11 protein-coding genes are annotated in these 13,183 nt (G+C 65.7%); all 11 read right to left on the reverse strand.

The window, feature by feature from the left end; all coding sequences use genetic code 11:
• Window positions 1-9 precede the first annotated feature (9 nt).
• The 11 genes from OQE62_RS10645 to trpB all read right to left on the reverse strand — a co-directional run bounded on the left by OQE62_RS10645 (window position 10) and on the right by trpB (window position 13,101).
• Window positions 10-2,001 carry a transglutaminase TgpA family protein gene (locus tag OQE62_RS10645; protein ID WP_265722017.1) on the reverse strand — a complete coding sequence of 664 codons (1,992 nt, stop codon included), beginning with the start codon at window positions 1,999-2,001 and terminating at the stop codon, window positions 10-12.
• On the reverse strand, window positions 2,002-2,997 hold the full coding sequence (locus OQE62_RS10650) for a DUF58 domain-containing protein (protein ID WP_265722018.1): 996 nt from the start codon (window positions 2,995-2,997) through the stop codon (window positions 2,002-2,004).
• A gap of 3 nt (window positions 2,998-3,000) precedes the next feature.
• Window positions 3,001-3,912 carry an AAA family ATPase gene (locus tag OQE62_RS10655; protein WP_377535625.1) on the reverse strand — a complete coding sequence of 304 codons (912 nt, stop codon included), beginning with the start codon at window positions 3,910-3,912 and terminating at the stop codon, window positions 3,001-3,003.
• Between the two features lie 211 nt (window positions 3,913-4,123).
• Entirely contained in the window at window positions 4,124-5,305 is a 1,182-nt protein-coding gene (locus tag OQE62_RS10660) for an O-succinylhomoserine sulfhydrylase (RefSeq protein WP_265722019.1), read from the reverse strand.
• Window positions 5,306-5,632: 327 nt separating this feature from the next.
• A complete protein-coding gene (gene purF, locus OQE62_RS10665; RefSeq protein WP_265722020.1) occupies window positions 5,633-7,114 on the reverse strand; it encodes an amidophosphoribosyltransferase in 1,482 nt (493 codons plus the stop codon).
• A gap of 81 nt (window positions 7,115-7,195) precedes the next feature.
• Window positions 7,196-7,699 carry a CvpA family protein gene (locus OQE62_RS10670; protein WP_265722021.1) on the reverse strand — a complete coding sequence of 168 codons (504 nt, stop codon included), beginning with the start codon at window positions 7,697-7,699 and terminating at the stop codon, window positions 7,196-7,198.
• Between the two features lie 162 nt (window positions 7,700-7,861).
• Window positions 7,862-8,518, reverse strand: a complete 657-nt coding sequence (locus OQE62_RS10675) for an SPOR domain-containing protein (RefSeq protein WP_265722022.1) — start codon at window positions 8,516-8,518, stop codon at window positions 7,862-7,864.
• Entirely contained in the window at window positions 8,505-9,854 is a 1,350-nt protein-coding gene (gene folC, locus OQE62_RS10680; protein WP_265722023.1) for a bifunctional tetrahydrofolate synthase/dihydrofolate synthase, read from the reverse strand. The genes OQE62_RS10675 and folC overlap by 14 nt, the downstream gene beginning before the upstream one ends.
• Window positions 9,855-9,971: 117 nt before the next feature.
• Complete coding sequence (accD, locus tag OQE62_RS10685) at window positions 9,972-10,838, reverse strand: acetyl-CoA carboxylase, carboxyltransferase subunit beta (protein ID WP_265722024.1); 867 nt, start codon at window positions 10,836-10,838, stop codon at window positions 9,972-9,974.
• A gap of 220 nt (window positions 10,839-11,058) precedes the next feature.
• Window positions 11,059-11,868, reverse strand: coding sequence for a tryptophan synthase subunit alpha (gene trpA / locus OQE62_RS10690; protein ID WP_265722025.1), 810 nt, complete (start codon window positions 11,866-11,868; stop codon window positions 11,059-11,061).
• Window positions 11,869-11,883: 15 nt separating this feature from the next.
• Entirely contained in the window at window positions 11,884-13,101 is a 1,218-nt protein-coding gene (trpB, locus tag OQE62_RS10695; protein ID WP_265722026.1) for a tryptophan synthase subunit beta, read from the reverse strand.
• Between the last annotated feature and the right edge of the window lie 82 nt (window positions 13,102-13,183).

Below are 13,183 nucleotides of genomic sequence, written 5' to 3' on the forward strand. Positions count from 1 at the left end.
GGTGGTTTGTCATTGGCGACCGCGGACCACCGACCAGCGGCGCAGCAACCTGCGCAGCTGCTTTTCCGCCGCCGGGTCGCCGGCATAGGCGGCCTTCTCGAAGGCGGCGGTGATGCGTTCCGCCATGGGCGCCAGTTCCGGCCTCTGTTCGCCCACGCGGCAGGCGAAGTCCCGCGGCGCTTCGCCCGGGTGGCGCTCGAGGCCGGCGCGCGCCAGGCGGCGACAGAATTTGCGGTAGAGGCGGCTGGAAAGCGGGGCGCGGGTACCGCGGCCATTCCACCATATCCAGGCCAGTACACCGAGCAGCACCGCGGCCACCGGCAGCAACAGGAAGATCGCCAGCCGCAGCGGCGAAATCTCTCCCAGCAGTCGCTGCAGCGTGCTCTCCTGCTGCTCACGATCGAAACTGACCACCGCCCGATACCAGCGGTAGTTGATCATGTCCCATTGCAGCCGAAGGCGATTGAGGACAGAGATCCGGTGCAGCGGTAGCAGCGAATCCCCCATGAATTCCTCTTCGGCGGCGCTCTGCAGACCGTCGCGAATACGCTCCGGCGATACCGCCGCGGTGGGGTCGACCCGTTGCCAGCCGCGCGCCGGTGTCCAGATCTCGGCCCAGGCGTGGGCGTCGTACTGGCGCACCAGCAGGTACTGCTCCTGCTCCACCCACTCACCGCCCTGGTAGCCGGCCACCACCCGCGCCGGCACACCGGCGGCGCGCATGGCGAACACATAGCTGCCGGCGAAGTGCTCGCAGAAACCCTGCCGGCTGCCGAACAGGAATTCGTCGACGGAGTCCTCGCCCAGCGCCGGCGGCTTCAGCGTATAGACAAAGCTGCGGTTGTAGAACTGCAGGATGCGCGCGGAAATCTCTTCGGCATCCAGCCCCGAGTCGCGAAACTCGCCCGCCCAGGCGCGGGTGCGCGGGTTGCCATCGGCGGGCAACTGCAGGTTGCGGCGGCGCTCGAAGTCACCGAGCGGCATCGGCTCGCCGAGCGTCTCCCGCGGCCAGGAGCGCACCTCGTAGGCAAAGCGGCTGTAGACCGGCTTGCGCTTCAGCAACCGGCCGTCGGCGGTCTCGCCCACGCCCTCGGTGGGGGAATCCGGGCGCACCATGGCGAAGAGCCACTGGCTGTTCGTGGCCTCCTGGATCACGCGGTAGCGGTAGCGCGGACCCACTTCCGGCAGCGGCCGTTCCGACTCCTTCCAGTGCACCCGGCCGCCCTCGCGGTGATCCACGCCAAAACCCTGGCTCCAGCGGCGGCCGTCGAAATCGGAGTAGACCAGGCCGCGCCAGTAGCGCTGCTCCGGCGGCGGCACCGGGCCCTCGAAGGACATCCGCAGCGCCGGCTCGTCGGATTGCGACAGTTCGGAGAAATCGCCGGGTGTCATGGAATCGCTGATGCCGGTGCTGGCGGCGTCGCTGTTCTGCGGCACTGCCCACAGGGGCCCCAGGCGCGGCATGGCGATAAACAGCACCACCATCAGCGGCACCGCCTGCGCCAGCAGCCGCAGCGACAGCCCCAGGGCGCGTCGCGGCCGCGCGCCGGCACTGCCCGTCTGCGCGGCCAGCGCGGCGGTGATCACCAGCACGCAGATAACGCCGTAGACGGCGTAGGGAATCGTCTGCTCGAACACGAACAGGGTGGCGGCAACGAAATAGGACAGCAGCAGGCTCAGGAAGGCGTCGCGGAGGCTGACCAGCTCCAGGTTCTTCAGCGTAAAGGAGACCGCCAGCAACGCCACCATGGGTTCCAGTGCGAACCACTGGCGATAGGACAGCGCCAGTCCGCCCACCGCCACGACCACCGCGAGCAGCTTGACGGTGCGACCGGGCAAGTCGCGGCGGCCGCGGAATACCTCCAGGCGCCAGTAGACGGCGAAGCCCCAGGCGCCCACGATCCACAGCGGCAGCATCGCGAACTGCGGCAGCAGCGCGGCGAACTGGGCGGCGAAGATCCACAACAGGCTCTCGCGGGGCAGGCGCTCGGAGGATTCCATTCAGCCCCCCTGCACCGGAAACAGCGCCAGCGCCGTCAGCACCCGCTTCTGGTGCGCCGGACCCAGCGACGGCTCGATGGTCGTACCGGGCAGCCGCAGGCCGTAGGCGCACTGCTCGCGCTCCGCCTGCAGCGCCCAGTGGCAGAGATTGCCGAGGCGCGTCTCCACATCGCGCCCGGCGAGCAGGTCCCAGTCGAGCCACAGGCGCGCGTCGGCGCCGCTGTCGTAGCTCTTGCTGTAGAGATCGCGACCGCCGGCGTACTGTTTCCAGGCCACATGGCGCAGGGAATCGCCGGGGCGGTAGGGTTTGAGGGTGTCGAAATCGTCGCCGCCGCGAATCCGCTGCTCCGATTCCCCATCGCCGGTGACGGCGCCGATCGGCAGGGAGCCGGCGGATTTCGGTTGCGGGTAGACGAGGAATTCGATATCCAGGTCCACCAGGCTCCAGCAGTAGAAGAGCCCCATCGGGAAGCGGCTCTCCACCCGCAGGCGCGGTGCGCGCACGCGGCCGCGGCGCAGCACCGGCAGCGACACGCACAGGTCGGCGCTGTGCCGCTCGATCAGGTCCAGCTCCGCGCCCTGCTCGCCGTCGCCGCCCGCCTCCTGCGGCCAGAATACCCGCAGCCGTTCCCTCGCCCGGCCGTCGCCGCGCCCGACGCTGAGCTGGGCCTCGGCGTAGTCACCGGCGAATGCCGGGCGCGTCTCCAGCAGTTGCAACTGCAGGCGGGAGAGGTTGGCGAAGGTGTGTACCGGCAGCAGCGCGAACAGGCTGATCAGCAGGAAAGCCAGGGCGAAGACCAGGTTGTTCTCGTAGTTGGTGCCCAGCAGCCACAGCAGCAGGACCACCAGCAGGAAGGTGAGGCCCGCGCGGGTGGGCAACACGAACAGTTTACCGTGGTTCAGGGTGACACGGCGCGCCGCCGGGGCGCGGCGATCCAGCCAGCGCCGGGTCAGGTGGCGCCAGCGATCGGGAAGAGATCGGATAGAAGACGCCATGGATCAGGCCGCGATAACGTCGACCTGGTGCATCAGGCGCTCCACCAGCTGGCTGCCGTCGCCGCCGTCACTCTGCAGGCGATGGCCCGCCACCGACGGCAGCACCGCCTGGATATCCTCCGGCAGCAGGTGACCGCGACCGTGAATCAGCGCCCAGGCGCGGGCCGCGTGCAACAACGCCAGGGCGCCGCGCGGGGACAGGCCTATGGCGCACTCGGGGCTCTGGCGGGTATGCAACACCAGCCGCTCGAGGTAGTCCAGCAGGCTGTCCGAGGCCTTTACCTGCCCCACCAGCGCCTGCAGTTTCTGCAGCGTGGCCGTGTCCACGCGCGGTTTGAGCTGTTGCAGCTGGGCGCGGGGATCCACCCCCTGGAACAGCGCCCGCTCCGCCTCGCGGGTCGGGTAGCCGAGACTGATGCGCATCAGGAAACGGTCCAGCTGCGATTCCGGCAGCGCGAAGGTGCCGGACTGGTACAGCGGGTTCTGGGTGGCGATCACGAAGAATGGCTCCGGCAACCGACGGGTCTCGCCGTCGACACTCACCTGGCGCTCCTCCATCGCCTCCAGCAGCGCGCTCTGGGTCTTGGGGGAGGAGCGGTTGATCTCGTCCGCCAGCAGCAGCTGGCTGAATACCGGCCCCTCGTGAAAGCGGAACTCGCCGGAATCCCGCTCGAAGATGGATACCCCGACAATATCCGCCGGCAGCATATCGCTGGTGAACTGCACCCGCTTGTAGGACAGCCCCAGCACCTGCGCCAGCGCGTGGGCCAGGGTGGTCTTGCCCATGCCGGGCAGGTCCTCGATCAGCAGGTGCCCGCGGGACAGCAGGCAGGCGAGCGCCAGTTTGACCTGGTGCTCCTTGCCCAGGAGCACCCTGCCGATATCGGCGACGATGGCGGAAATCATTTTTTGCACGGCAAATCCATTACTGCTCGGTTTTTCTTGCGGCCCGGTGCCGGGCACTCTCCGCCCCTCTCCCGGAGGGAGAGAGGCGCGAAAAAAGCCAATCGTTAACGGGGCTCCGCTCCGGCTTGTGCCATCAACTGGCAGCTGCAACTCCGAAACGTGAGTTAATGATAGGCGTTTGACACCGGCGCTCTGTCCCCGGCGTCACAAACTGCGCCAGTTACAGGCGATCCAGGCCGCGGGCCAGGTCGCTCTGCAGATCGTCGGCATTCTCCAGCCCCACCGATACGCGAATCAGGTTCTCGGTGATACCGGCGCGCGCCTTGTCCTCTTCGCTCAGGCGGCCGTGGGTAGTGGTGGCCGGGTGCACGATGGTGCTCTTGGCATCGCCGAGGTTGGCGGTGACCGAAAAGATCCTGCAGGCGTCGATCACCTTCCAGGCCGCCTCGCGACCGCCGCGCACACTGAAGCTGAACACGCCGCCGAACATATGCTGCTGTTCGGCCGCCAGCAGGTGACCGGGGTGTTTGGGCAGGCCGGCGTAATTCACCTTCTCCACCGCATCCTGCTCATCCAGCCACCAGGCCAGCGCCAGCGCGTTGCGGCAGTGGGTCTCCATGCGCAGGCGCAGCGTCTCAAGCCCTTTCAGGAACACCCAGGCGTTGAAAGGGCTCATGCTGGGACCGGCGGTGCGCAGGAAAATCACCAGCTCGTCCATGATCTCTTTCCTGCCCACAGCGACACCGCCGACACAGCGGCCCTGGCCGTCCAGGTACTTGGTCGCCGAATGCACCACGATATCCGCGCCCAGGGCCAGCGGGCGCTGCAGGGCCGGCGTGCAGAAGCAGTTGTCCACCACCAGCTGTGCACCGGCGCTGTGGGCCAGGTCCGCCAGTGCGCGGATATCCGCCACTTCACACAACGGGTTGGACGGCGTCTCCATAAACAGCAGTTTTGTGTCGCCGTCGAGGGCGTCCTGCCACTGCTGCATGTCGGTCAGGTCGACGAAAGTTACGCGCACGCCGAACTTTTCCATATAGCGGGTAAACAGCGCCGTGGTGGTACCGAAGACACTGCGCGAACAGATCACCCTGTCGCCGCTTTTCAGCAGCGCCATGCACAGGCTGAGGATCGCGGCCATACCGCTGGACGTGGCCACCGCCGCCTCGCCGCCCTCCATCGCCGCAATGCGCTCCTCGAACATGCGCACCGTGGGATTGGTGTAGCGGGAGTAGACATTGCCCGGGCTTTCACCGGAAAAGCGCGCCGCGGCCTCGGCGGCGGAGGGGAATACGTAGCTGGACGTGAGAAACATCGCCTCGGAGTGCTCCCCCTCTTCCGAGCGTGTCTGCCCGGCGCGCACGGCCAGGGTTTCCAGGGAATAGCCTTCGTCTTCGAACATAAGCGGAATGCGGAATGATGAATTCGGAGTGGGAATGATGAAGGATGGGGGGGAATTAATAAAGCGTCGGTGGGGAAGTGATGGTCGGAACGGAGACACAATGTCGATGAGAAGGCCCTGCTGCCGGTGGCTGTTTGCGGGACCGTATGAGACAGGGATGTCGATTACGAGCGTACAGGGATGTATTCACCGCGTGTCCCGCAAACAGCCACCGGCAGCAGGGCCGGCCCGGGGTCGGCTAAAGGCATGGGGCTCCGGTCGGCGCCCTCTCCCCCGGCCCCTCTCCCGATGGGAGAGGGGCGCTGTTCTTTCGAGTTTCGGGGCACACTAGCCCTGGCTGGTCTTTTTGCTCTTGGCCACGTCGTTGCGCTGGGCGTGCAGGTTTTCCAGGTAGGCTTCGTCGACGTCGCCGGTGACGTAGTTGCCGTCGAACACGGAACAGTCGAAGCGCTCGATCTTGTCGTTGCCCTCGGCGGAACACTCCACCAGATCCTCCAGGTCCTGGTAGATCAGCCAGTCGGCGCCGATCTCGCTGCAGACCTCCTCGGTGGTGCGGTCATGGGCCACCAGTTCCTCCGCCGACGGCATATCGATACCGTAGACATTCGGGTATTTCACCGCCGGCGCGGCGGAGGCGAAATAGACCTTGGCCGCACCCGCTTCGCGGGCCATCTGGATAATCTGCTTGCAGGTGGTGCCGCGCACGATGGAATCGTCCACCAGCAACACATTCTTGCCGCGGAACTCCAGTTCAATGGCGTTCAGTTTCTGGCGCACGGATTTCTTGCGCTGCTTCTGGCCCGGCATGATGAAAGTGCGGCCGATATAGCGGTTCTTTACCATTCCCTCGCGAAATTTGACCCCCAACCGGTGGGCCACCGTCTGCCCCGAGACGCGTGCGGAATCGGGAATCGGAATCACCACATCGATATCGTGGTCCGGACGTTCGCGCAGGATTTTCTCCGCCAGGTGCTCGCCCTGGCGCAGGCGCGACTTGTGCACCGACACGCCGTCCATGATGGAATCCGGACGGGCAAAATACACATGCTCGAAAATGCACGGATTCAGCGACGGCTTCTCCGCACACTGCTCCGCGTGCACCGTGCCGTCCCGCTCGATATAGATCGCCTCTCCCGGCGCCACGTCGCGCACCAGGGTATAACCGGCCACATTCAGCGCCACGGATTCCGAGGCCACCATATACTCCGTGCCCTGCTCCGTTTCCCGCTTGCCGTAGACCAGCGGGCGGATGCCGTTGGGATCGCGGAAAGCGACGATACCGTAGCCGACAATCAGCGCCACACAGGCGTAGCCGCCGCGCACCCGCTTGTGCACGGCGCGCATCGCGGTAAAGATATCCTCCGCCTTCGGCTGCAGCTTGCGCTGCTCCAGCAGCTCGTGGGCGAACACATTCAGCAGCACCTCGGAATCCGAATCGGTGCTGATGTGGCGCAGGTCCTGTTGGTAGATTTCCTCCATCACCTGGTCTTTGTTGGTGAGGTTGCCATTGTGGGCCATGGCGATGCCGTAGGGGGAGTTGACGTAGAAGGGCTGGGCCAGTGCCGGGCCGGAACCGCCGGCGGTGGGATAGCGTACATGGCCGATACCGAAATTGCCCTTCAGGCGCTCCATGTGTCGCGCGCGGAAGACGTCGCGCACCAGGCCGGTGGCCTTCTGCTGGTTCAGGCGGTCCCTGTCGCAGGTGACGATGCCGGCGGCGTCCTGTCCCCGGTGCTGCAACAGGGTGAGCGCGTCGTACAACTGCAGGTTGACGTCACTCCTACCAACGATACCGACAATACCACACATAGTCTTGGCCCTACTGGTCGAGAGGGAGCAGCATACCCGCTCCGCTAAAACAATTTTTCCGGGCGGCAACGACGCCGCACCTCACTCCGAAGCGGTTCCCTGCACAAACAGATCCTTGATCGATTCCGCCAGCTGCCGCGCACTGTCCTCGAAGCTGAGGAAATGGGGGATCAACGCCGACTCGCGCCACCAGCTATCCTCCTCCACCGGCACCAGCGCCGGCGCCAGGATCAGCAGCGCCAGCACCACGATGCAGCCCCGCAACAGGCCGAACACCATGCCCAGCACCCGGTCGGTACCCGACAGGCCGGTGGCCTCGACAAACGCGGACAGGGTCATGTTCAGGCCGGCTCCGGCCAGCAACGTGAAGATAAACAGGATGGCGAAAGCGGCGATGGTCTGCAGCGACGGGGTGTCCACGAGCCGGGACAACAGTGGCGCCAGTTCGTCCCGGAACATCATCGCGATAACAAAGGCGGCGATCCAGGTGAGGAGGGACAGGGTTTCGCGCACAAAACCGCGGCTGAGACCGATCAGCGTGGAAATGGCCACGATTGCCAGAATGGTCCAGTCAGCCCAGTTCATTCGATCCTACCTGCCGGGCGGCGGCTGCCGCGGAGAGCGCGCATTCTACTCAGAGAAATGGCCAGTGGCCAGCGATTGCCGATCACTCAACTAACTCAAGTTTCGGAGTTCGGGAGCTTGATAGTTGCACAGCTCCGATATGCCCCCCGAAACTTGAGTCAACTAACCACTGCGAAAGCGCAACACCAGTGTCTGCGCGCCCAGCAGTTGGTCCAGCTCCTGTTTGACTGCCCGGGCATCCGCCTCGCTGACCTTGGGGCCGACAAAGACGCGCACGAAATCGCCCTTGTTGGTGCTCACGGCGCGGGTATAGGCCTTGTAGCCCTCGTCCATCAGTCGGTTGCGCAGCTTCCCGGCCCGGGACTCGTCGCTGTAGGCGGCCACCTGCACCACCCAGGCGACCGGCAGCCCCTCTTCATCGAGAACGGGCGAGGAATCCTGTTGCTCATCTCGCGGTTCCGCCAGTTTTTCCGCCTCCGCGGTATCCGCTTCGGCGGCCGGCTGCGACGCCTCCGACTCCGGCGGGGAATCCTGTTCCACTACCGGCGGCTGGAAGGCGCTGTCGGGATCCGGCGCCGGTTCGGTGTCGGCCACCGGCTCGGGTTCGACAATCTCGATCGGCTGGATATCCGGCTGCGGGGGAATCTGGCTGGTCACATCGATATAGCGCGCGCCCTCGCGGTCGAAGAGCGTGGGCAGGAAAATCACGGCGAGCGCGGCCAGCACCAGGGCGCCGATAATGCGCTGCCTGAAGCCATCGTTCAGTCGACCACGTTGGGCGGCGCCCCGCTGGACAGCCTCCCGGTCACGGCTCGCCATTACTGTGTTCTCGTATCTGCTGTAAAACTTCCGCAACAGTAAAGAAGGATCCGAAGACAAGCAACCTGTCTTGCGCCCCGATGCCCGAAAGCAGCCGCTCCAGCCCGTCGACCACCGTCGGGCAGTCGCCGTCTGTCGCACCCTCGACCGCAGCCTCGCCGATACCGGCCTCGCGCAATCCGCCAATCAGCGCGGCACAATCCGCCGCACGGCTATTGCCGGGCAACAGCGCCGGATACCAGCGATCCACACGCCCCCGCAGCGGCGCGAACAGCCCGGGCAGATCCTTGTCCGCCATGGCCGCCACCAGCGCGTGGGTGCGCCCGGGAACCGGGTGGTCGGCCAGCCAGCGGGCCAGGTACTCCGCCGCCGCGGGGTTGTGCCCCACATCCAGCAGCAGCGAGCGGCCCCGCCATTCAAGCGGCTGGCAGCGCCCCGCCAACTCGATACCCGCCAGTGTGCGCTCGATCCCCCGTTGCGGCAGCACACCCAATACCGACAGCGCCGTGATCGCCGCCGCCAGGCTCGGGGGCGGCAGGCTGACCGGCGGCAACTGAACCTCGAGCTCCCCGAAATGGTAGCGATCCCCCACCACGGAGGAGCCTTCAGCCCCCGAAGAAGAGCCTTCAGCGTCCGAAGAGGAGCCATCAGCGCTGGAATAAGCGCCATCAGCGCCCAAGAAAAAGTCCCGACCGATAAAGTAGGTTGCGGCCCCGGTTTTCGCGGCGGCCGCAACCACCGACGCCGGCGGCTGCGGATCGGCGCAGACACAGGGGCTGCCGGGGCGCAGGATACCGGCCTTCTCGCGGCCGATGATCTCCCGATCCCCACCCAGCCAGGCCTCGTGGTCCACGGCAACGCCGGTGATCACCGCCAGGTCCGCATCCACCAGGTTGACCGCATCCAGGCGACCGCCGAGCCCCACTTCCAGCAGCGCACAGTCGACACGGGCGCGCCGGAACAGCCACAGCGCGGCGAGGGTGGCAAATTCGAAGTAGGTCAGGCCGGTGTCGCCGCGGGCGGCCTCCACCGCCTCGAAGGCACGCACCAGCTCCGCATCGTTGACCTCGACACCATCGATGCGCACCCGCTCGTTGAAGCGCAGCAGGTGCGGCGAACTGTAGGCCCCCACCGAGTGGCCGCCGGCGCGCAGCAGCGCCTCCATGGCGGCGACGCAGGAACCCTTGCCGTTGGTACCGGCGACGCTGATCACCGTCGGCGCCGGCTTTTCCACGTCCAGCGCCTTTGCGACACGGGCAACGCGCTCCAGGCCCAGTTCGATCTCGGCGGGGTGGAGCTGTTCGAGGCGGGTGAGCCAGTTTTGGAGTGAGCGCATAGGTCAGGTAACTACCGGGCGGGCCCGCGGCCCACCAGCCAAGTTGGAGCCTTCAGCCCCTGTAAAACAGGCGCGGCGTTCCCGGGGCGGGAGCCGCCGCTGCGACAGCGGGGAGCGTTACTCCCCGACTCCCGCATCCGCCAATTTGCCCATCAGGCGGCCGACGGTCTCGCGCATGTCCCCGCGCGGGATGATCATATCGATGGCGCCGTGATCCAGCAGGAATTCGCTGCGCTGGAAGCCCTTGGGCAGCTTCTGGCGGATGGTCTGCTCGATGATATTGGGGCCGGCAAAACCGGCGCGGGCACCCGGCTCGGCGGCGTTGATATCACCCAGCAGTGCCAGGGAAGCAGACACGCCGCCGTAGACCGGATCGGTCATCACCGAGATATAGGGCACGCCGGCCATCTTCATTTTTTCCAGCACCGCGGAGGTCTTGGCCATCTGCATCAGCGAGACCAGCGCCTCCTGCATGCGCGCACCGCCGGTGGCGGAAAAGCAGACCAGCGGAATGCGCTCCTCCAGCGCCAGTTGCGCCGCGCGGGTAAAGCGCTCGCCCACCACGTAGCCCATGGAGCCGCCGTGAAAAGCGAACTCGAAGGCCACTGCCACCAGCGGTTTGCCCTCGAGCGTGCCGCGCATCGCGATCAACGCATCTTTTTCACCGGTTTTTTTCTGCGCCTGGGTCAGGCGGTCCTTGTATTTTTTGACGTCCTTGAATTTGAGGCGGTCCACCGGCTCCACGTCGGTGGCCAGTTCCTCGCGCCCCTCCTCGTCGAGGAAGATATCCAGGCGGCGGCGCGCGCCGATGCGCATATGGTGATCGCACTTGGGGCACACATCCAGGTTCCGCTCCAGCTCCGGGCGGTACAGCATGGCGTCGCACTTGACGCATTTTTTCCATACCCCTTCCGGTACCTTGCTGCCGCCACTGCGGCGCTCGGTGCGAATGACGGCGGGAACAATTTTTTCTAACCAGCTCATTTTGTTTCCAAATCCCGATGCGTTGCCTGAAGGATCGGTATTCTACCGACCGGTGAGTTTCAGACTGAGAATTAAAACACTTGGCGAAACAACCGACGCGGCCAGATCAGCCGCTGCTTTAGGCTTTCTGGCCACCCTGCCGGCAGGGGGCACCGCGCGCACCAAAACGACGCCGACCGCGGCAAGTGGTGCGCACGGCGCACCCTACTTATCTATACAGTCACGCATCCAGTGCGGTGCGGATTTCGCCGACAATCGCGGCGACACTGTCCCGCGCTGCCCCGGCGGACGCCGCTTCGCCGATGGCCGATACCAGGACACTGCCGACCACCGCGCCGTCGCCGTGTTCGCTGACGGCCCTGGCCGATTCTCCATCCTTGATGCCGAAACCGACACACAGCGGCAGGTCGGTATGGCGGCGGATGCGGGTGAGATTGTCGCGCACGGAATCCGGGTCCAGGTGACCGGCACCGGTAACCCCTTTCAGGGATACATAGTAGACAAAGCCGCTGGCCAGGCCGGCAATCTGCTGCAGGCGCTCATCGCCGGTGGTGGGGGTCAGCAGGAAGATATTGCGCAGCTCGCGCTCGCTCAGCAGCCTGTTCAGCGGCCCCGCCTCTTCCGCCGGCAGATCCACGGTCAGGGCGCCGTCGACACCCGCATCGCGGGCCGCCTCGGCAAAATTTTCCGCGCCCATCTTCTCGATCGGGTTGGCGTAGCCCATCAGGATCACCGGCGTATCCGCGTCTTGGCGGCGGAATTCCGCCACCATCTGCAGGCATTTGCGAAGCGAGGTTTTGTGCTCCAGCGCGCGCTCGTGGCCCTTCTGGATCACCGGCCCCTCGGCCATGGGATCGGAGAAAGGCACACCCAGTTCGATCAGGTCGGTACCGCTGGCCACCAGCTGGTGCATCAGCGGTACGGTGTTTTCGGAGCCACCGTCACCGGCGACGATATAGGCCACCAGGGCCTTGCGGCCCTCGGCGCGCAGGCCGGCGAAACGGCGGTCGATTCTGTTTTCTTCTGTCACTGCTTCAGTCCCCCGTTACACCTGGATGCCGTCGATGGCGGCCACGGTGAAAATATCCTTGTCGCCGCGCCCCGACAGGTTCACGACGATGTTCTGGTCCGCACCCATACCGGCGGCGAGCTTCAGCGCATAGGCCACGGCGTGGCTGGACTCCAGCGCCGGCAGAATGCCCTCGGTGCGGGTCAGTTGGCGGAAGGCGTCCAGTGCCTCCTTGTCGTCGGCGGTGACATATTCCACGCGGCCGATATCCTTCAGCCAGGCGTGTTCCGGCCCCACGCCGGGATAGTCGAGGCCGGCGGATACCGAGTGGGTCTCGATAATCTGGCCGTCGTCGTCTTCCATCAGGTAGGTGCGATTGCCGTGCAGGATGCCCGGCACGCCGTCGTTCAACGGCGCCGCGTGGTGACCGGTGGCGAGGCCTTCGCCGCCCGCCTCGACGCCGTACATTTTCACATCGCTGTCGTTCAGGAAGGGGTGGAAGAGGCCGATGGCATTGGAGCCGCCGCCGACACAGGCCACCAGCGCGTCCGGCAATTGGCCGAACTCCTCCAGGCTCTGGCGCCGCGCCTCGCGGCCGATCACCGAGTTGAAATCGCGCACCAGTTGCGGGTATGGATGCGGGCCGGCGACGGTGCCGATGATGTAGAAGGTGTCGTCGACGTTGGTGACCCAGTCCCGCATCGCCTCGTTCATGGCGTCTTTCAGGGTTTTGGAGCCGGACTCTACCGGAATCACCTCGGCACCCAGCAGTTTCATGCGGTAGACGTTGGGCGACTGGCGCTTGACGTCCTCTGCCCCCATGTACACGGCGCACTTCAGGCCCAGGCGCGCGGCGACGGTGGCGGTGGCCACGCCGTGCTGGCCGGCGCCGGTCTCGGCGATCACGCGGGTCTTGCCGCTGTGCTTGGCCAGCAGCGCCTGGCCGACGGTGTTGTTCACCTTGTGCGCGCCGGTGTGGTTCAGGTCTTCGCGCTTCAACCAGATACGCGCGCCGCCGGCGGCCTCGGTCAGCCGTTCGGCAAGATACAGCGGCGACGGGCGACCCACATAGTGGGCCAGATCGTAATCGAACGCCTTGATAAATTCCGGATCGTCTTTCAGGCGAGAATACATTTCGCGCAGCTCATCCAGCGCGCCGATCAGCGTCTCCGATACAAAACGGCCGCCGTAGGCCCCGAAATGCCCGTCGGCATCGGGAAAGGCCGAGAAATCCACCGTTTCTTGCTTGCTCACTGACTCACTCCATCCTTACTTTTAATGACTCAGGTCTCGGGCCCACCGGCCTGACAATGGCACCGACCTCCGAAATCTGAGT

Source organism: Microbulbifer halophilus (genome assembly GCF_026183675.1).
Classification (GTDB): domain Bacteria; phylum Pseudomonadota; class Gammaproteobacteria; order Pseudomonadales; family Cellvibrionaceae; genus Microbulbifer; species Microbulbifer halophilus.